The organism is Massilia sp. LXY-5, from assembly GCF_059801075.1.
In genome coordinates, this window is sequence record NZ_JBNNEH010000003.1 from 43,583 (window position 1) to 63,807 (window position 20,225).

Here is a 20,225-nt window from a genome sequence, read left to right on the forward strand (position 1 = left end):
CCTTTTACTTTTGATTACGGACGATCGCGACATCGATGCCGCTGTCGAGCAGCTTGGCACGTGCCTTGTTCACGGATTCGACCTGGCTGAACGGGCCCAGGCGGACGCGGTGCAGCGTGCCGCTGTCGCTGGCGCGGTCGCTGATCGCGGCCTCGAAGCCGAGCAGGGCCAGCCTGGCGCGGGTGGCCTCGGCGTCCGACATCTCGCGGAAGGCGCCGGCTTGCAGGTAGTAGACGTATTTGTCGTCGGCGCCGGCGGCCGCGGCGGGTGCCGCAGAAGGTGCGGCAGATGCGCCGGCAGGGGCCGCGGCAGGGGCGGGCGCAGCGGCGCGCGGCGCCGGTTTCGATTCCGCGGCAGCGGTCATGCCGGCGATCGCCTGGCCCAGCGGATCGGACTCGGTCGCGGCGGCATGCGCGGGCTTGGACGCCGGTGCCGGCGCCGGTGTCGGCGCGGCGGCTGCGGCTTCTGCCTTTTTCGCTTCACGCTCGGCGAGCTGCTTCGCCGCTTCGCGCGCGGCGTCGCGGTTGCCGTAGAGCGGCTTGTTCGGGTCGTTCGCCTGGCTCGGTTCGAGGTCGGCCGGGCGGCCCATCTTGTTCGAGCGGTCGGTGAAGGGCGAAGCGCCCTTGGTGATCATCAGCGCGACCGCCACCGCGATACCCAGCCCGATGATGAGGCCGATGATGATGCCGGTCAGGGTGCTGCCGCGCTGGCGGGAAGGGAAACGAAGGGTGGCGGTCATGTTTGCCTGCTTATGCTTGTGGATCGGCTTGTGATGCGTCTTGTGGTTCGGCCGGAGCGCGTTCCATCTTGTTCGGCGCCGAGACGCCGATCAGGGCCAGGCCGTTGCGCAGCACCTGGCGCGTCGCCGTCGCCAGCGCCAGGCGTGCCAGTTTCAGGGTCTCGTCGTCGTCGAGCAGCCATTTGTGGGCGAAATAATAGCTGTGCAGCTCGCCGGCCAGTTCGCGCAGGTAGAACGCGACCTGGTGCGGGCCGAGCTCGGCCTGGGCGCGCTGCAGCACTTCCGGATAGGCCGCCAGTTTCGACAGCAGGCCGGCTTCGTGCGGGGTGGTCAGCTGCGACAGGTCGGCCTGCGCCAGCGCCGCTTCGTCGCCGCCCCAGTTGGCCAGCGCCGAGCAGATGCGCGCGTGGGCATACTGCACGTAATACACCGGGTTCTCGTCCGAGGTTTTCAGGGCGACGTCGACGTCGAACACGAATTCGGTGTCGGCCTTGCGCGAGATGAGGAAGAAGCGCACCGCGTCGCGGCCGCGCGTGATGTCGCCGTTGCCCGACCATTCGATCAGGTCGCGCACGGTCACATACGAACCGGCCCGCTTCGAGATTTTCACCTCTTCGCCGTCCTTCATGACGGTGACCATCTTGTGCAACACGTAGTCGGGATAGCCCTGCGGGATGCCGATGTTCACCGCCTGCAGGCCGGCGCGCACGCGGGCGATGGTGCCGTGGTGGTCGCTGCCCTGGATGTTGATCGCCTGGTCGAAACCGCGGCGGAACTTCTGGATGTGGTAGGCCACGTCCGGTACGAAATACGTGTAGGTGCCGTCGGACTTGCGCATCACGCGGTCCTTGTCGTCGCCATACTCCGTGGTCTTGAGCCACAGGGCGCCGTCCTGCTCGTAGGTGACGCCGGCGTCGACCAGGCTTTGGACGGCCTGTTCCACCTTGCCGTCAGCGTACAGCGAGGACTCGAGATAGTAATTGTCGAACTTGACACCGAAAGCTTGCAGATCCTGGTCCTGCTCGTTGCGCAGGTAGGCCACCGCGAAGCGGCGGATCGATTCGATATCGTCGGCGTTGCCGCTGGCGGTGGCCGGTTCGCCATCGCTGGCGGAGACGGTTTTACCCGCCAGGAAGTCGTTCGCGATGTCCTGGATATAGTCGCCGTTGTAGGCCGACTCCGGCCACTCGGCGTCGCCCGGCTTGAAGCCGCGTGCGCGCGCCTGCACCGAGTTCGCCAGCGTGGCGATCTGCACGCCGGCGTCGTTGTAGTAGAACTCGCGGGTGACCTGGTGGCCTTGCGCTTCGAACAGGGACGACAGGGCGTCGCCCAGCGCCGCCTGGCGGCCGTGGCCGACGTGCAGCGGGCCGGTCGGGTTGGCCGAGACGAATTCGATGATCGCGTGGTGGCCCTCGCCCGAGGTGCCGCGCCCGAAGGCTGCGCCCTGCTCGAGGATGGTGCGCACCACCGACTGCTTGGCGCCGGCGGCGACGCGCAGGTTGATGAAGCCCGGTCCTGCGACGTCAGCTGCTTCGACCAGGCCGGCGGCGTCCGGATCGGCGAGCAGGGCGGCGACCAGGCGCGTGGCCAGTTCGCGCGGATTGGTCTTCAGGGGCTTGGCCAGCTGCATGGCGATATTGCAGGCGACGTCGCCATGGCTTGGATCGCGCGGGCGTTCCAGGACGACGTTGGGAGTCAGGTCGGTGCCTTCGATGATCGGCGCAAGGGCGGCCTGGAAGAGGGCAACGATCTGTTGTTTTTGTTGGGCGAGCATGGATGGTATGTGTTGGTTCGATAATGCGGTGGCGCGGCCACGGCAAACAAGGGTTCATTCATTATACTGGTTTGCTGCAGCGCCGAATACGGCCGCCGCCGCCCTGCTTGCTGCCCAGCCCACTGCGCAGTCCACCGCGCAGTCCACCGCGCAGTCCACTGTTTAAGCGCGGCCAAAGGCGGAGCCGGTACAATGCGGGTCTTTCCCGTATTGACCCCGCCATCATGACCGACAAGCGCCCGACGCTCACCATCAAGCCCAAGGCCGCCAGCGCCAGGCCAACCAAGCCGGCCGGCAATCCGGCCGCGCAGTATGCCCGGCCGAAGCCTGCGGCCAAGCCTGAGCGCAAGCTTGACGCCAAGCCGGCGGCGGCCCCGAACAAGCCCGCAGCGGCCCCGACGCCCGCCCCGCGCCCGAGCTACGAGGTAAAACCCCAGTTCCAGCAGGCGTACCGGCCGGACCTGCCGGGCGACTCGCTGGCCCTGGCGCTGCTGGGTGCCGCGAGCGCCGTGGCCCAGGTGCGGGGCGGCACCGCGCTGCCGCAGGCCTTGTCGAACGTGTTTGCCGCCTTCGGCGCCACGCCGCAAGGCCGCGGCGCGATTCAGGACCTGGCCTACCGCACGATGCGCGGTCTCGGACGGGCGGAAACCCTGCTTGGCTTGATGACGACCAAGGCGCCGGACGTCCCGATGCTGGTCGGCCTGATCCAGTGCGCGCTGGTCCTGCTCGACCCGCCCGCGGGCGAAGCGCCCGCCTATGAGCCGTTCACGATCGTGGACCAGGCGGTCACGGCCGCGGGCAACCACCCCGATATGGCCCACGCCAAGGCGATGGTGAACGCGGTATTGCGCCGTTTCCTGCGCGAGCGCGAGGAGCTGGTTGCAACCGCATTGAAACAAGCGCTGGCGCAGTGGAACTACCCGCAGTGGTGGATCGACGCCACGAAGGCGGCCTATCCGCGCGACTGGGAAGCGATCCTTGCGGCCGGCAACCGTCATCCGCCGCTGACCCTGCGCGTCAATACCCGCAAGATCTCGCTCGAGGACTACCTGCGCCAGCTGGAACAGGCGGGGCTCGAAGCCGACCAGGTCGGCCCGGCCGCCCTGCGCCTGAAGCAGGCGACCAACGTGTCGCAGATCCCGGGTTTCCACGATGGCCTGGTGTCGGTACAGGACGCCGGCGCCCAGCTGGCCGCGCCGCTGCTGGGGCTGGAGGACGGCATGCGCGTGCTCGACGCCTGCGCGGCGCCGGGCGGCAAGAGCGGGCACATCCTGGAGTTGGCGAACGTCGAGCTGACCGCGGTCGATGCCGATCCGCAGCGCCTGGCGCGCGTGGGCGACAACCTGGGCCGGCTCGGCCTGTCGGCCACGCTGGTGGCGGCCGAAGCGCAGAGCAAGGACTGGTGGGATGGGCAAGCGTTCGACCGCATCCTGGCCGACGTGCCGTGCACGGCCTCCGGCATCGTGCGCCGCCACCCGGACATTCGCTGGCTGCGCCGCAAGACCGACACGCGCCAACTTACAACACTTTCCGGGGAGATACTCGACAATCTTTGGCAGATGCTGCGGGCCGATGGTAAATTGCTGTTTGTGACATGTTCGCTCTGGCCCCAGGAATCGGAGGCGCAGGCGGCCGCGTTCGCGGCGCGCCACACGGATGCTGTCCGCCTCGATGCGCCAGGGCAGCTGCTCCCCGCGAGCGGCGCCGGGCTCGATCATGACGGATTGTTCTACGCCTTGTTCCATAAGAGAGCGGCGTAAGCTTCCTGCACAATCCGCTCAATTTATTTAGGTTCCGGCCCTCTGTGACTTTACGATTTTTCCGCCTCCTCGCCTGCCAGCTGCTGCTGGCTTTCGCGTGCGCTACGGCGCAGGCGGCCGACGGGATCGACATCACGCTGGCGAAAATCGAGGCAACCGACGAAGGCTACCGGCTGGGGGCCAACTATTCATTCGAGCTGAACCACGATCTGGAAGACGCCCTGCAGCACGGCGTCAAACTGTATTTCACGACCGAGATCGAGCTGACGCGCCCGCGCTGGTGGTGGCGCGACGACCGCGCCGTGTCGTCGAAACGCACGGTCAGCATCTCCTACGACGTGCTGCTGCGGCAGTATTATGTGTCGATGGGCGGCAGCGTCCAGCAAACCTACCAGACCCTGGACGAGGCGATGTTCCAGATCCGCCGTCCCGGGCGCTGGCTGATTGCCCCGAAAAACGCGCTGAAACCCGGCGAGACCTATGAAGTCAGCCTGCGCATGTACATGAACCGCGACCTGCTGCAAAAGCCGCTGCAGGTCAACGCGTTCGGCAACTCCGACTGGCACCTCGCCTCGAACCGGAAGACCTTCAATTACCGTGCGGAGTAAGGCGTGAACCAGGCCATGCGCTATGCGCTGGTAGTCGGCGGGGCGGTCGTTTCGATCCTGCTGTTCCTGCTTGCCTCGGTCTCAGACAACTCCGCCTTCTTCGACCGCTACTATGTCTGGCTGCTGGGGCTGAACGCGACGGTCGCCTTCCTGCTGCTGATCCTGGTCGTGGTCGCCCTCGGGCGCCTGTATTCGCGCTACAAGGCCGGACGCTTCGGCTCGCGCCTGATGGCGAGGCTGGTCCTGCTGTTTGCCGGTATCGGCATCCTGCCGGGCCTGGTCATCTTCATGGTGTCGGTGCAGTTCGTCTCGCATTCGATCGACTCCTGGTTCGACGTCAAGATCGAGGCCGCGCTGCAGTCCGGCCTGAACCTGGGCCACGCGGCGCTCGAGGAGGCGCAGACGGAGCTCTCGGCAAAGGGGCAGACGGTCGCCGCAACCCTGTCCGGCCAGGACGACGGCGGCGCCCAGATGACCCTGGCGCAGCTGGTGTCCGATACCGAGGGCATGCAAAGCGCGCTCCTGCTCGACGCCAACGGCAAGCTGGTCGCCAGCGCCAGCCGGGACCGGCGTGCCGACCTCACGGCCGACCTGCCGAACGCGCAGATGGTGCGCCAGGCCGCCATGCCGGGCGGTTACGCGCGGGCCGAGGGCGGGATCGAACTCGACTTCCGCGACAATACCAGCGGCGCCAACGGCGCGAACGGCACCAACGGCGGCTCGACCGCCCTCGATGCCGCCACCAGCCTGCGCCTGCGCGCGGTGCTGGCCGTGCCCGAGCCGCCGGGCGCCGCGCCGCGCTACCTGCAGCTGATGCAGGCGGTACCCGTCAACCTGGCCTCGAATGCCGAGGTGCTGCGCAGCGCCTTCTCCGAATACCAGCAGCGCTCGTGGGCGCGCGAGGCCCTGCGCCGGATGTATGTCGAGACGCTGACATTGACCCTGCTGCTGGCGATCTTCGGGGCCATCGGCAGCGCCGTGCTGATCGCCGGGAACCTGGCCCAGCCGCTGCTGGTGCTGGCCGAGGGCACGCAGGCGGTGGCCGAGGGCGACCTGTCGCCGCGCCCGATCGTCGAGACGAACGACGAACTCGGTACGCTGACCCAATCCTTCAACGCCATGACCGGCCAGCTGTTCGAAGCGAGAAGCGCCGTCGAGCGCAACCGCGCGGCCCTGCAAAGCGCCAAGGCCCACCTCGAATCGGTGCTGGCGAACATGTCGGCCGGCGTGCTGGTGCTCGACGCCGAGGGGACCGTGGTCAATTCGAACGAGGCCGCCTGCCGCATCCTGCAGATGGAGCAGTGCCACCTGAACGGGCCGCTGTCCAGGATCGAGGGCCTGGAACATTTCGCCGCCGCCGTCACGCGTGCGTTCTCGACGCAAAGCGCGCAGTCGGCCGCCGGCACCGCGCGCCAGCGCACCCACTGGCAGCAGGAAATCGAGATCCCGCGCCGCGCTCCCGGAGAGGATCACGACACCACCTTGCTGGCGCGCGGCTCGCGCCTGCCGGTGGGCGTGGGCAGCGGCTTCATCGTCGTGTTCGACGATATCTCCGACGTGATCTCCGCCCAGCGCTCGGTCGCCTGGGGAGAGGTGGCGCGCCGCCTGGCCCACGAAATCAAGAACCCGCTGACGCCGATCCAGTTGTCGGCCGAACGCCTGCAGATGAAACTGGAAGACAAACTGGACGCGGCGGACGCGGCCCTGCTGGCGCGCGCCACGACCACCATCGTCAACCAGGTCGACGCCATGAAGCGCATGGTCGACGACTTCCGCGACTATGCGCGCACGCCGCCGGCGGTGCTCGAACCGCTCGACCTGAACGCGCTGATCGAGGAAATCCTGACCCTGTACCTGGCCGAGGATGCGTCGGACGTCATCCACGCCACGCTGGCGCCGAACCTGCCGCGCGTGATGGGCGACCCGACGCAATTGCGCCAGGTGATCCACAACCTGCTGCAGAACGCCCAGGATGCGCTGGGAGATCGGGAATCGAATGCGCGCGAACCGCGCATCGACGTCGCCACCGAGATCATCCGCTACACCGGCGCGGACGGCACGGCGGGCGAGGCGGTGCGCCTGGCGATCCTCGATAACGGTCCCGGCTTTGCACCGAAGATTCTGGCGCGCGCCTTCGAGCCGTATGTGACCTCGAAGGCGCGCGGCACGGGCCTCGGCCTGCCGATGGTGAAAAAGATCATCGACGAGCACGGTGGCCGCATTGATGTTCAGAACCGTCCAGACGGAAGTGGCGCGTCGGTATCCATTTTGCTGTTAAAGTTAGCACAAGAGGCGAACTTGGCCGAAGCGTAAAACGGGCATAGAATCACGGCTGGAATCGAGACTGAATATCACAACTGAGTCGGGCGGAGACGGAAGGAAAACGATGGCGAATATACTCGTAGTTGATGATGAAATGGGCATCCGCGAGCTGCTCTCGGAAATCCTGGGAGACGAAGGCCACGCAATCACGCTGGCCGAAAATGCGCAGCAGGCGCGCGAGGCGCGTGCCGCCGGCGCGCCCGACCTGGTCCTGCTCGACATCTGGATGCCCGATACCGACGGCGTCACGCTGCTCAAGGAATGGCAGCGCGACGGCTTGCTGACCATGCCGGTCATCATGATGTCGGGTCACGCCACCATCGATACCGCCGTCGAGGCCACGCGCATCGGCGCCCTGAATTTCCTGGAAAAACCGATCGCCCTGCAAAAGCTGCTGAAAGCCGTGCAGCAAGGCCTGACCCGTGCCCAGGAAGTGGCGCGCGCCCCGGTGCCGCCACCGCGCCCGAGCATGCCGGCGCCGGTCGTCGAAGCGCCGCCCGTCAGCAATCCGATGTTCGCCGCCCAGCCGGCGCCCGCGCCGTTGAACGGCGCGCGCGTGGGTGTGATCGGCCATGGCGAAACCCAAGGGTATACGCTCTCGTTCGACCTGCCGCTGCGCGAGGCGCGCGACGCATTCGAACGGATGTATTTCGAACACCACCTGGGCCGCGAAGGCGGCAGCATGACGCGCGTGGCCGAAAAGACCGGCCTCGAGCGCACCCACCTGTACCGCAAACTGAAGCAGCTCGGCGTCGAACCGGGCAAGCTCGGCAAGCGGGGCGGATGAGCGAAAACGGCGGCCGGCCGGCCGTCCCCCGGAGGGACGGCTCCCGGACGGATGGCCCCTTCTCATCCGGCTCTTCTTTACGTCATCCAATTCCTACGGTGCTCGTCACGGGCCCCAGCGCGGCAGCGCGCGAGGCGGCCATCGCGCACGCCATCGAAGACCCTTCTACGCCCCGTAGCGATGGGGTCGCCGTGATCCTGGAAGGCCTTTCCGACGGAAATCCGGTACTGCAAGATTCTGAAAAACTCCTGATTTCGCGCATCGCACCCGGTTGCCTGTGCTGCGCGGGAAATCTCGTCATGCGTGTTACATTAAATCGTCTGCTGCGCCAGCGGCCGGCGCGCCTGTTCATCGGCGTCGCCGCCAGTGCGCATCTGGATCAGTTGCGATCATGGTTAAGCAGCGCACCATACGATCAGCTGTTGGCCCTCACGCCCGACCTGCACTCTTGAAATTGGTTGGGCGAGCCCCACCTCTTCACTGAAGTCAACTCCGGTTATCCGCCGCCGGGTAGTCGGAAACCTCTGATCGAGAGAAGGAGTCATCATGAACATGATCTATAACAGCGAACAGTACAGCGTCGTCGAATTTGGCGTCGATCGCGAGCTCGAAGCCCTGCGCTTCGGCGGCTACGAGATCGTCGACAAGGCCGGCCGTCGCGAAGCGTTCATCGGCGGCAAACTGGCACAATCGTTCCGCCGCGACGTCAACAACCTCATCGCAAGCGAGCCGACCATGGAGGAAATCGACGATTTCCTCGGCTCGTACGACACGATGATGAACCAGCCGGTCGTGCTGCACTAAGCAGCGTCACCGCAAGGCTGGAGGACCACCCCACAGACGGCCAGGGACACAACGGGATGCAGGCGCCGGCCATCGCCGGTGCCGCGTTCGCCCTGCGCCTCGCAGCGCCCGCGCCATGGTAAGCTCTTCACCATGTGCCAACTCCTCGCAATGAACTGCAATGTCCCTACCGACATTGTATTTTCCTTCACCGGTTTCGCCCATCGCGGCGGCCGCACCGACACCCATCACGACGGCTGGGGCATTGCCTTCTTCGAGGGCGCCGGCGTGCGCCATTTCGTCGACCACCAGGCCGCGATCGCCTCGCCGATCGCCGAGCTGATCAAACGCTATCCGATCAAGTCGACGAATGTCATCGCCCACATCCGCAAGGCCACGCAAGGCCATGTGGCGCTCGAGAACTGCCATCCGTTCGTCCGCGAACTGTGGGGCCGTTACTGGGTATTCGCCCATAACGGCGACCTGAAGGAGTTCACGCCGCAGCTCGACGGCGCCTTCCGCCCGGTCGGCAGCACCGACAGCGAACATGCCTTCTGCTTCCTGTTGCAGGAATTGCGGCGCCGCTTCGGCGACACGCCGCCCGCATTGCCGGCCCTGCGCGCGGCACTCGGCGAACTCGTACGCCAGATTTCGGATTTCGGCACCTTCAACATGATGCTCTCCGACGGCACGGCCCTGTTCGCCCACTGCTCGACCAAGCTCAGCTACGTCGTGCGCCAGTACCCGTTCGTGACGGCGCGCCTGTCCGACGAAGACCTGTCGGTTGATTTTTCCCAGGTCACCACGCCGAACGACCGGGTCGCGATCATCGTCACCGAACCGCTGACCACCAACGAAACCTGGACTGCATTCGCACCCGGCGAGCTGCTCGTCTTTATCGACGGCAGCCCGGTTCCTGTCGCCTGATCAGACGTTTTGCTGCCTGTTTTAGCGTTTCGACATCGGTTTTTACGAAAAATGATGCCGGAAATCCACTAATTGCTGAGAATCGGGTAGAGTGGGCAGCTTGAACGTGACCACGGGACCGCGATGACCGATACCGCCAGCCTTGACCAGGCATCCCAGCCTTTGCAGCTGCGTAATTTCTATCTTGCGCGCCAGCCGATGCTCGACCGCAACCAGGCCCTGTTTGCTTACGAACTCCTGTTCCGCACCACCCCCGCCAACAGCGCCGAGATCGATACCGATCTGGCGGCCACGGCCGGCGTGCTGGCCCACGCGGCCCAGCTCGGCCTGCCGCGCGCCGTGGGCGACGCGACCGCCTTCCTGAACGTCGACACCGAAGTGTTGATGAGCGATATCTTCGCCTTCCTGCCGCGCGAGCGCACCGTGCTGGAACTGGTGGGCTCGGTCGAAGCGACGGAGCCGGTGCTGTGGCGCCTGGCCGAGCTCAGCGGCCACGGTTTCAGGTTCGCCGCCGAAGCCAGCGTCCACGGCAGCCGCCTGGGGCGCCTGCTGCCCCTGCTGGACTACGTCAAGGTCAACCTGCGCGCGATGCCGGTGGTGAGCATGCTGTCCCTGGTCCCACGGCTGCGTGGCACGGGCAAGCGCCTGATCGCCGAAAAGGTCGAGAGCCAGACCGAGTATAAAACCTGCCTCGACCTCGGCTTCGACTACTTCCAGGGTTTTTATTTCGCCCGCCCGTCGGTGATCGCCGGGCGCAAACTCTCGCCCTCGCAGCTGGCCCTTGTCGACCTGATGTCCTTGGTCGTATCGGACGCCGACAATATCGAGATCGAACGCGCCATCAAGCGCGACGTGACCTTATCCGTCAACCTTCTGCGCATCGTGAACACGCCCGCGGCCGGCCTGCGCCAGCGCATCGATTCGCTGAGCCAGGCACTGATCATCGTCGGCCGCCGCCAGCTGCAGCGCTGGCTGCAGATCATGCTCTACGCCGAACCGGGCAACCACGGCCATACCCAGACGCCGCTGCTGATGCTGGCCAGTACCCGTGCGCGCCTGATGGAGCTGCTGGCCGGCCGCCTGCGCCCAGGCCAGCGCCATGTCGCCGACATGGCCTTCACGGTCGGCATCATGTCGCTGATGGACACGCTGTTCTGCGTGCCGATGGCCGACCTGGTCGAACAGATTCCGGTGAGCGACGAAGTGTCGAGTGCGCTGCTCAAGCGCGGCGGCTTCTTCGGCGAGCTGCTGCGGCTGGCCGAATCCTTCGAGCAGATGGAAGAGGGCGCCGACGTGCTGCCGACCTTGAGCGTCCTGGCCGACAGCGGCGACGACTTGGTCGAGCTGGAAATGGCGGCTTTCGAATGGAGCGGCCAGGTCGTCCGTAGCGCGCTGTGAGCGCGTAAAAAGCTCCAGGGCGGCGTTGCACCGTCTCGCCGTACTTGTGTACTGTCTTCGACGGTGCGCCTTGCCCTGAAGCTTTTTACACGCTCACAGGAGAGAAGTGTCAAGTGCCGGCCCACTGCTGATGCAGGTCGGGGTCGGTGCGCAGCTCCCACAGGCCGAGTATGACTGTCGCCACGCCCACCAGCAGCAGGCTGGCGCTCATCGCCTGGTTCGGCATGACGTCCACCAGCCAGGGCGAAACGGCCACCCAGGCGCCGACGAGGATGTTCAGGAATACCGCCCAGGCATAGGTCTTGTACAGGTCGAAGGCGGCCAGGGCCGCCATGATGGCGCCTGCGATGAATGCGTTGATGGCCGGAGGGGAATCGCTCGGGTAAGCCATCACCCAGGGCGATACGATGAGCCAGACACCGAGCAGCAGGATGCCCTGGTCCTGCCAGCGCCGGGTCGAGAGATGCATTGCCATGACAGTCTCCTTCGCGAACGTGTGTTCCCACAGTGACTTAGACAATACTGGAGTCAGGAAGTTCGGTCAGTAACGCGCGTGGGCTCGGGGACCCACCCTGCGCGTTACGACAGGTTCGGCGCCAGGTGGCGTTCGACTTCCGCCTTGTCCATCCCGCGGCGCTGGGCCATGTCGAGCACCTGGTCGTCGCCGATCTTGCCGACCACGAAATACTTCGACTCCGGGTGGGCCAGATAAAAGCCCGACACGGCCGCGCCTGGATACATGGCGTAGGATTCCGTCAGCTGCATGCCGATTTCCTCGGCCTGCAGCGTCTCGAACAGCTCCTTCTTGACCGTGTGCTCGGGGCAGGCCGGATAACCCGGCGCCGGACGGATGCCGACGTATTTTTCCCCGATCAGGTCTGCATTGCTCAGGTCCTCGTTCGCCGCATAGCCCCACAGGTCGGTGCGCACGCGCTCGTGCAGGTATTCGGCGAAGGCTTCGGCCAGGCGGTCGGCCAGGGCCTTGAGCATGATCGACGAGTAATCGTCGTGCGCGGCTTCGAAACGCTGTTCATATTTTTCGATGCCGAGACCCGCCGTCACCGCGAACATGCCGATGTAGTCGGCCACGCCCGAGCCCTTGGGAGCGATGAAGTCGGACAGGCACTGGTTCGGGCGCTGCACGCCGTCGACCACGGGTTTGACACCCTGCTGGCGCAGGCCGTGCCAGGTGAAGGCGACCTTTTCGCGCGTCTCGTCCGTGTAGATCTCGATGTCGTCGTCGTTGACGCTGTTGGCCGGCAGCAGGGCGATCGCGCCATTCGCCGTCAGCCAGCGCCCTTCGATGATTTTCTTGAGCAGCGCCTGGCCTTCCTCGAACACCTTCGAGGCCGCTTCGCCGACCACTTCGTCGGTCAGGATGGCAGGGAAGGGGCCGGCCAGGTCCCAGGTCTGGAAGAACGGGCCCCAGTCGATGTAGCGCGCCAGCGTCGACAGCTCCACGTTTTTAAAGACGCGGCGCCCGATGAATTTCGGTTTCACCGGCGCGAAGTCGAGCTTCGCCTTGTTGGCGCGCGCATCGACGAGGCTGAGCATCGGCAGCGCCTTCTTGTTGGCGTGCTGTTCGCGGATGCGCTCGTAATCGAGCTTGATCTCGGCCATGTAGGCGTGGCGCGACTCTTCCGTCAGCAGCGACTGGCCGACCGACACCGAACGCGAGGCGTCCGGCACATACACCACCGGCCCATCGTAATGCGGCGCGATTTTTACCGCCGTGTGGGCGCGGCTGGTGGTGGCGCCGCCGATCAAGAGCGGAATGCCGCGCTCGCGGAACCATGGGTCGCGCTGCATCTCGCGCGCGACGTGGGCCATCTCTTCCAGCGAAGGCGTGATCAGGCCCGACAGGCCGACGATATCCGCGTTCTCCGCCTTGGCCTTGGCCAGGATGTCGGAGCAGGGCACCATCACGCCCATGTTCACGATCTCGAAGTTATTACATTGCAGGACCACCGAGACGATGTTCTTGCCGATGTCGTGCACGTCGCCCTTGACGGTGGCGATCACGATCTTGCCCTTTGGTTTGGCGACGATGCCAGTACGTTCTTCTTCGCGCGCCTTTTCCTCTTCGATGAAGGGGATCAGGTGGGCCACGGCCTGCTTCATGACGCGCGCCGATTTCACGACCTGCGGCAGGAACATCTTGCCCTGGCCGAAGAGGTCGCCGACGATGTTCATGCCGTCCATCAGCGGGCCTTCGATCACGTGGATCGGGCGGCCCTCGGCCTTCAATACGGCCTGGCGCGCTTCCTCGGTGTCTTCGACGATCCACTGGGTGATGCCGTGCACCAGCGCGTGCGCCAGGCGTTTTTCAACGGGGCCGTTCCGCCATTCGAGGTTCTGTTCCTGCTTGCCGCCGCCGGCCTTCAGGCTGCCGGCGATCTCGATCATGCGCTCGGTGGCGTCTTCGCGGCGGTTCAGCACCACGTCTTCGACGCGCTCGCGCAGCTCCGCCGGCAGGTCATCGTAGACGCCGACCATGCCGGCGTTGACGATACCCATGGTCATGCCGGCCTGGATCGCGTGGTAGAGGAAGACGGTGTGGATCGCTTCGCGCGCCGGGTCGTTGCCGCGGAAGCTGAACGAGACGTTCGAGACGCCGCCCGAGACCTTCGCATGCGGCAGGTTCTGGCGGATCCAGCGCGTGGCGTTGATGAAATCGACCGCGTAGTTGTTGTGCTCTTCGATGCCGGTGGCGATCGCGAAAATGTTCGGATCGAAGATGATGTCTTCCGGCGGGAAGCCGACCTGCTCGGTCAGCACCTTGTAGGCGCGTTCGCAGATCTCGATCTTGCGCTCGAAGGTATCGGCCTGGCCCTGCTCATCGAAAGCCATCACGATCACGGCGGCGCCGTAACGGCGGCACAGGGCTGCCTGGCGGATGAATTCCGCTTCGCCTTCCTTCATCGAGATCGAATTGACGATGGCTTTACCTTGCACGCACTTCAGGCCCGCTTCGATGACGGACCACTTCGACGAGTCGATCATGATCGGCACGCGCGAGATGTCGGGTTCGGAAGCGATCAGGTTCAGGAAGCGCGTCATGGCCGCCTGCGAGTCCAGCATCGCTTCGTCCATGTTGATGTCGATGACCTGGGCGCCGTTCTCGACCTGCTGGCGCGCCACGGACAGCGCCTCGTCGAACTGCTCGTTCAGGATCATGCGCGCAAAAGCCTTCGAGCCCGTCACGTTGGTACGCTCGCCGACGTTCACGAACAGCGAGGATTCGTCGACCGTGAACGGCTCCAGGCCCGACAGGCGCAGTGCAGTCGGGATTTCCGGCACGGCGCGCGGCTTGGCCGTCGATAACAGTTCGGAGATGGCCGCGATGTGCTCGGGCGTGGTGCCGCAGCAGCCGCCGGCGATGTTCACGAAACCGGCGTCGGCGAATTCGCGCAGCAGGGCCGAGGTGTCGGCCGGCAGTTCGTCGAAGCCGGTATCGCTCATCGGGTTGGGCAGGCCGGCGTTCGGGTAGATGCAGACAAAGGTATCGGCGATCTGCGACAGCTCTTCGGCGTAGGGGCGCATCAGCGCCGCGCCCAGCGCGCAGTTCAGGCCGATGGTCAGCGGTTTCGCGTGGCGCACCGAATTCCAGAAGGCGGGCACGGTCTGGCCCGACAGGATGCGGCCCGAGGCGTCGGTGACGGTGCCCGAGATCATGATCGGCTTGCGCACGATGGTCGGGTTCTCGTCGAAATACAGGTCGATCGCGAACAGCGCCGCCTTGCAGTTCAGGGTGTCGAAGATGGTCTCGACCAGCAGCACGTCGACGCCGCCGTCGACCAGGCCGCGCACCTGCTCATGGTAGCTGGTGACGAGTTGATCGAAGGTGACGTTGCGCGCCGCCGGATCGTTGACGTCGGGAGAAATCGACGCCGTCTTCGGGGTCGGTCCGAGGGCGCCGGCGACAAAACGCGGTTTGTCGGCGGAGCTGTATTTGTCGCAGGCGGCGCGCGCCAGTTTCGCGGCTTCGAGGTTCATCTCATAGGCCAGGTGGCCCATGTGGTAGTCGTCTTGGGCGACGCTGGTGGCGCCGAAGGTATTCGTTTCGATCAGGTCGGCGCCGGCCGCGAGGTAGCGCTCGTGGATTTCCTGGATGACCTGCGGTTGGGTCAGCGTCAGCAGCTCGTTGTTACCCTTCACGAACAGCTCGCGCGTGCCGGCCTCTGGCGGCGCGGCGAAGTCGGCGAAGCGGCCCTGCGGCCCGCCGCGGTAGGCCGCTTCATCCAGTTTGTACTGCTGGATGATGGTGCCCATGGCGCCATCCAGGATCATGATGCGGCGCGTGAGGATGTCGCGCAGCTGGGTTTCGATCGGGGATGGGGTGGTGGTCGGGGCAGTCATCGGTCACTTTCTGGGATGCGTGCAAGACGGGAAATGGCGCACTTGCACGGTTGGGGCGGTCTGAAATTATACGTCAATGCGGTGCGTGCCCGCCGGGGCAGGCCGCTCTTCGGGCAGATTGTATCGTTATGTGTTTATGCATCCGATTGTTACATGACGTTACAAAACCCGGGCGTTTCGCAATGTTGTGGATACATACAGGGACGACAATATAAATACTGGCCATGAGAAACATGGCACGTATTAACAGGGATGGATAGCATGAACAAAGAGTACGAACCCGATTGGGACCAGACTTCGCTGCACAGCCACGTGGTTGCCGCAGAGCCGAAAGCAGCGCCGGGTGGCGCAAAGCAGATCGTGACGATCCGCCTGGATGTCGACATGCTGGAGTGGTTCAAGGCAGCCGGTCCAGGTTACCAGACCCGTATCAACCAGGTCCTGCGTGAGCATATGGATGCCCAACGCGCCGCGGAGTCGGACGGTCATTAAACAAGGCTGAGTCCTTGCAACGCGCCCGGGTGGGCGCGTTTTCGTTTGTGGCCGGGGTTTTTCGTCGGGGTTATTCGAACTTCAACCCCTGCAGCGGAAAGCTTTTGAGGAATTCCCCAGCCGCCAGGCGCTTGCCGCCCGGTTTCTGCAACTGCAGCAGGCGCAGCGCACCGTCGCCGCAGGCCACCACAATGCCTGCCGCATCGGCCGATAACACCTGCCCCGGTTCTCCCCTTCCTTGCGCCGGCTCCGCGTTCCAGATCTTGACCGCCGTCCCGTTCACGCTGCCTTGCGCGCCGGGGAAGGGATTGAAGGCGCGCACCTTGCGCCAGAGGTCGACGGCAGGCAAACCGAAATCGAGCTTCGCTTCGTCCTTGCTGATCTTGGCCGCATAGGTCACGCCTTCTTCCGGCTGCGGTGTGGCCGGCAGTTCGCCGCGGGACAAAAGGCGCAGCGCCTCGACGATCATCGTGGCGCCGAGCGCGGCCAGCTTGTCGTGCAGGGTGCCGGTGGTGTCGGCGTCGTCGATGGCGACGCGTTCGATCAGCATCATCGGACCCGTGTCGAGGCCTTCTTCCATGCCCATGATCGTCACGCCGGTCTCGACATCTCCGCTTTCGATCGCGCGGTGGATCGGCGCGGCGCCGCGCCAGCGCGGCAGCAGGGAACCGTGGATGTTGATGCAGGGGGCGATGTCGAGCGTGCTGCGCGGCAGGATCAGGCCATAGGCCGCGACCACCATCACGTCGTAGTCGAGCGACAGCAAACGCGCGTGGGCCGCAGCTGCCTCTTCAGCGCGCTGCGGATCTTTGGCGTCGGTACGCAGCGACAAGGGCTGCAGCACCTCGATACCGTGTTCCAGCGCGACCTGTTTCACGCTCGATGCCTGCAACTGCATGCCGCGCCCGGCCGGGCGGTCGGGCTGGGTCAGCACGAGGGGGATCTCGAAACCGGCATCGATCAGGGCGCGCAGGGCGCAGGCGGCAAACTCCGGGGTGCCGGCAAAGACGACTTTCATCCGCGCGCTCGTCATCAACTTAGTAGCGGCGGCCGGCAGCTTTGAGAGCCGCCTCGCGTTCCATGCCGCGCTCTTCCTTCTGCAGCTTGGCCTTGATGCGGTTACGTTTCAAAGGCGACAGGTATTCCACGAACACCTTGCCCATCAGGTGATCCATCTCGTGCTGGATGCAGACGGCCAGCAGGCCGTCGCAATCGAGCTCGAAGAACTCGCCTTTCGCATCCTGGGCGCGTACCTTGACCTGCGACGGGCGCTCGACGCCGTCATAGATGCCCGGCACCGACAGGCAGCCTTCGTCGTAGACCTGCTTTTCCTCGCTGGCCCAGATGATTTCCGGATTGACGAACACGCGCAGTTCGTCGTGCGTCTCGGTGGTGTCGATCACGACCACGCGCTCGTGCACGTCGACCTGGGTCGCGGCCAGGCCGACGCCGGGGGCGTCGTACATGGTCTCGGCCATGTCGGCCACCAGCTTGGCCAGGCGCTCGCCGAATTCGGTGACAGGCGCGGCGACCTTGTGCAGACGTGGATCGGGATAGCGCAGGATTTTCAGGAGGGCCATATCAGGGAGTTAAGTAATTTTATATAAGGATAATGGTGGAGGTCGGCAGAGCGGGGCGCAGAGCAGGAATGCAACACATCGCCGGGGAAACAGGACGCGGTTTGTCTTGCTAGTTCGAGGATTTGTGTGCAGAATTTGATTCAGTTGGGCAACTCTTCCTGATCCGCCGTGCGGTCCGGAGTGCAATCTATGCCGTCTCTTGCGCCGTGTGGCTGGCCGAGTGATGGACACCGCCAGCAATTCCGTTGTCAATGCCGCACTTTACGGACGTCTTCAATGAAAAATTTTAGCACAGTCGTGACCCGCGCTGTAGCCGCGGCGCTCGTCGCGTGTGTCGTGGCCGGCCCCGTCCAGGCTGCCGAATGCAGCTTCAAGCCGAATGCGCCCGACCAGCACCGCGTGGTCAAGGGCGATACCCTGTGGGATATTTCCGGCGCCTTCCTCGAGCATCCCTGGTGCTGGCCCCAGGTCTGGGGCATGAACCGCGAGGAAATCCGCAATCCGCACTGGATTTATCCGGGCCAGATCGTGTATTTCGACCGCGTGCACGGCCGCCTGTCGCTGACGAAGCCGGGCAGCGATGACGGCGGAGGCGTGCCCGTGCTGCGCCTGTCGCCGCAGGTGCGCAGCGAAGGCCTGGAGCGCGGCGCCATCGACGCCATCCCCGCCAGTGTGATCGAACCTTACCTGACCCAGCCGCTCGTCGTCGAGAAGGATGCGCTGGCGGGCGCGCCGCGCATCGCCGCCTCCCAGGAGGGTCATTTATACCTGGGCACGGGCGACCGCGTGTATGTGCGCGGCGATCTGCAGGGCGCAACCGAATTCCAGGTGTTCCGTCCGGGCGCCCCGTTGCGCGATCCGCAGACGGGCGCGCTGCTCGCGCACGAGGCCGCCTATGTCGGTACGGTAAAACTGGTGAAAGCGGCCGCGCCCGGCGTCGACGTGCACACCATGACGGCTTCGAACTCGGTGAGCGAAATGGGCGTCGGCGACCGCCTGCTGCCGGCCCCGCCGCCGGCCGTGCGCAACTATGTGCCGCATGCGCCGCAGTCGCCGGTCGACGCGCGCGTGATGTCGATTTACGCGGGCGTCAGCTATGCCGGACAGAGCCAGGTCGTCACTGTCAACCGTGGTTCGATTGACGGACTCGATGTCGGCTCGGTGCTGCAGCTCTATCATTTCGGGAAGACGGTGGCCGATCCGGAAGGGAAGAGGGGTTTCCTCGGAATCGGCCGCGCGAAGATGAAGCTTCCCGATGAACAGTATGGCAGCCTGTTCATCTTCCGAGTATTCGGGCGCGTTTCGTACGGCCTGATCATGCAAGTAACGGCGCCAGTGGAAGTCGGCGACGTGGCGAAATCACCGGAGTAAATCCACCGTGCAGGACACGGACCCCATCCCCGCCAGCCGCATCGAGCAACCCGGTACGCAACTGAGCGACTGGCTGCGCCTCGACGGCGCGCGCGGGGTGGGACTGCGCACTGCACACCTGCTGTTGGATGCCTTCGGTTCGCCGCGCGCCATCTTCGAGGCCGGCCACGCCGCGCTGGCCCGGCACGTCGGTCCTGCCCTGGCGCGCAGCCTGTGCGCGCCGCCATCAGGCACGACGCGTGCCCTGATCGACACCACGCTCGCCTGGCTGCAAACTCCCTCGCACCACGTGCTGGCGCTGGGCGATGCCGCCTATCCGCAGGCGCTCGCCAATATTCCCGATCCGCCCCTGCTGCTCTATATACAAGGACGCATCGACCTGCTTGCGCGACCGGCGCTGGCGATCGTCGGCAGCCGCAATGCCACCGTACAGGGAAAGGCGAATGCAGCGGCGTTCGCGACTGCACTGTCGAACGCCGGTGTGTGCGTGGTGTCCGGCCTCGCACTCGGCATCGACGCCGCCGCGCATGAAGGCGGGTTGCGCGGCGCGGGTTCGACGATTGCCGTGGTCGGCACCGGCGCCGACTTGTTCTATCCGGCGCGCAATCGCGCACTGGCCGAACGCATTGCCAACGACGGCTGCATCGTCAGCGAATACGCGCTCGGCACGCCTCCGACCAGCGGCAATTTCCCGCGCCGCAACCGGATCATCAGCGGCTTGTCAATCGGCGTGCTCGTGATCGAAGCGGCGGCGCAATCGGGCTCCCTCATCACCGCGCGCGTGGCCGCCGAACAGGGACGCGAGGTCTACGCCTTGCCCGGCTCGATCCATGCGCCGCTGGCCAAGGGCTGCCACAAGCTGATACGCGATGGTGCGCGGCTGGTGGAAACGGTGGATGAAGTGCTGGAGGCGATGCAGGTGTCGCCGCTTGCATCGCTGCCGTCTGCAAACACGACTGCAACAAACGCCTTGCCGACCGAAACGGACTGCACCGATTTGCTGGCGCAGCTGGGGCACGAAGCGCTCGCTGTCGACGACTTGTTGGAACGACTCGGCACCAGTATCGGTCAATTGAGCATGGGTTTATTGGCACTCGAAATGGCCGGCATGATCGAACGTCTTCCCGGAGGAAAAGTGCAACGCGTGCTTGTTCAATAAGCGTTTCATTCGCCCTGGGTAAATGCTTGAACAGGGACATTTTTTCGAACATGAATTACAAGCCTGTATGAACCGATAAGGCCGAAAAACGACGATTTCCGTTCGCCGCATGCGCACACACGCAGCAAGCTTGTACCTGTACGAGCTTAGCTGCTACAGTAGCGTC

Annotated in this window: 17 protein-coding genes; 11 read left to right on the top strand and 6 right to left on the bottom strand. The window is 65.1% G+C overall.

Annotated features, from left to right (window positions below):
• Positions 1-4: 4 nt before the first annotated feature.
• Both ACI48I_RS09200 and argS read right to left on the bottom strand, forming a co-directional pair.
• Positions 5-739 carry an SPOR domain-containing protein gene (locus ACI48I_RS09200; protein WP_193687188.1) on the bottom strand — a complete coding sequence of 245 codons (735 nt, stop codon included), beginning with the start codon at positions 737-739 and terminating at the stop codon, positions 5-7.
• Positions 740-749: 10 nt separating this feature from the next.
• A complete protein-coding gene (gene argS, locus ACI48I_RS09205) occupies positions 750-2,513 on the bottom strand; it encodes an arginine--tRNA ligase (RefSeq protein ID WP_193687187.1) in 1,764 nt (587 codons plus the stop codon).
• A gap of 224 nt (positions 2,514-2,737) precedes the next feature.
• Between argS and rsmB the strand changes: the two genes are divergently transcribed.
• The 8 genes from rsmB (at position 2,738) to ACI48I_RS09245 (ending at position 11,098) form a co-directional block, all read left to right on the top strand.
• A complete protein-coding gene (gene rsmB / locus ACI48I_RS09210) occupies positions 2,738-4,273 on the top strand; it encodes a 16S rRNA (cytosine(967)-C(5))-methyltransferase RsmB (RefSeq protein WP_498573996.1) in 1,536 nt (511 codons plus the stop codon).
• A 44-nt stretch (positions 4,274-4,317) separates the two neighbouring features.
• A complete protein-coding gene (locus ACI48I_RS09215; protein WP_193687185.1) occupies positions 4,318-4,881 on the top strand; it encodes a DUF4390 domain-containing protein in 564 nt (187 codons plus the stop codon).
• A 3-nt stretch (positions 4,882-4,884) separates the two neighbouring features.
• Positions 4,885-7,194 carry a sensor histidine kinase gene (locus tag ACI48I_RS09220; protein ID WP_498573997.1) on the top strand — a complete coding sequence of 770 codons (2,310 nt, stop codon included), beginning with the start codon at positions 4,885-4,887 and terminating at the stop codon, positions 7,192-7,194.
• A 73-nt stretch (positions 7,195-7,267) separates the two neighbouring features.
• On the top strand, positions 7,268-7,990 hold the full coding sequence (locus tag ACI48I_RS09225; RefSeq protein WP_193687183.1) for a response regulator: 723 nt from the start codon (positions 7,268-7,270) through the stop codon (positions 7,988-7,990).
• Between the two features lie 191 nt (positions 7,991-8,181).
• Complete coding sequence (locus ACI48I_RS09230; protein ID WP_498573998.1) at positions 8,182-8,442, top strand: hypothetical protein; 261 nt, start codon at positions 8,182-8,184, stop codon at positions 8,440-8,442.
• Between the two features lie 94 nt (positions 8,443-8,536).
• Positions 8,537-8,794, top strand: coding sequence for a BTH_I0359 family protein (locus tag ACI48I_RS09235; protein ID WP_193687182.1), 258 nt, complete (start codon positions 8,537-8,539; stop codon positions 8,792-8,794).
• A 132-nt stretch (positions 8,795-8,926) separates the two neighbouring features.
• Positions 8,927-9,700, top strand: a complete 774-nt coding sequence (locus ACI48I_RS09240) for a class II glutamine amidotransferase (RefSeq protein WP_193687181.1) — start codon at positions 8,927-8,929, stop codon at positions 9,698-9,700.
• Positions 9,701-9,823: 123 nt separating this feature from the next.
• Entirely contained in the window at positions 9,824-11,098 is a 1,275-nt protein-coding gene (locus tag ACI48I_RS09245) for an EAL and HDOD domain-containing protein (RefSeq protein WP_498573999.1), read from the top strand.
• Positions 11,099-11,207: 109 nt separating this feature from the next.
• Here the strand turns inward: ACI48I_RS09245 and ACI48I_RS09250 are convergent, their stop codons facing one another.
• Complete coding sequence (locus ACI48I_RS09250) at positions 11,208-11,573, bottom strand: SPW repeat protein (RefSeq protein ID WP_193687179.1); 366 nt, start codon at positions 11,571-11,573, stop codon at positions 11,208-11,210.
• A 104-nt stretch (positions 11,574-11,677) separates the two neighbouring features.
• Entirely contained in the window at positions 11,678-15,457 is a 3,780-nt protein-coding gene (gene metH / locus ACI48I_RS09255) for a methionine synthase (RefSeq protein WP_498574000.1), read from the bottom strand.
• Between the two features lie 261 nt (positions 15,458-15,718).
• Here metH and ACI48I_RS09260 point away from each other — a divergent pair, with 261 nt between their 5' ends.
• On the top strand, positions 15,719-15,949 hold the full coding sequence (locus ACI48I_RS09260; protein ID WP_193687177.1) for a BrnA antitoxin family protein: 231 nt from the start codon (positions 15,719-15,721) through the stop codon (positions 15,947-15,949).
• Between the two features lie 70 nt (positions 15,950-16,019).
• Here the strand turns inward: ACI48I_RS09260 and fmt are convergent, their stop codons facing one another.
• Together fmt and def are read right to left on the bottom strand one after the other, a co-directional pair.
• Positions 16,020-16,967, bottom strand: a complete 948-nt coding sequence (gene fmt, locus ACI48I_RS09265) for a methionyl-tRNA formyltransferase (RefSeq protein WP_193687176.1) — start codon at positions 16,965-16,967, stop codon at positions 16,020-16,022.
• Between the two features lie 19 nt (positions 16,968-16,986).
• A complete protein-coding gene (gene def, locus ACI48I_RS09270) occupies positions 16,987-17,529 on the bottom strand; it encodes a peptide deformylase (protein WP_193687175.1) in 543 nt (180 codons plus the stop codon).
• A gap of 276 nt (positions 17,530-17,805) precedes the next feature.
• Between def and ACI48I_RS09275 the strand changes: the two genes are divergently transcribed.
• Positions 17,806-18,900, top strand: a complete 1,095-nt coding sequence (locus tag ACI48I_RS09275; RefSeq protein ID WP_498574001.1) for a LysM peptidoglycan-binding domain-containing protein — start codon at positions 17,806-17,808, stop codon at positions 18,898-18,900.
• 7 nt (positions 18,901-18,907) lie between these two features.
• Positions 18,908-20,059, top strand: a complete 1,152-nt coding sequence (gene dprA / locus ACI48I_RS09280; RefSeq protein WP_498574002.1) for a DNA-processing protein DprA — start codon at positions 18,908-18,910, stop codon at positions 20,057-20,059.
• The last annotated feature ends 166 nt before the right edge of the window (positions 20,060-20,225 follow it).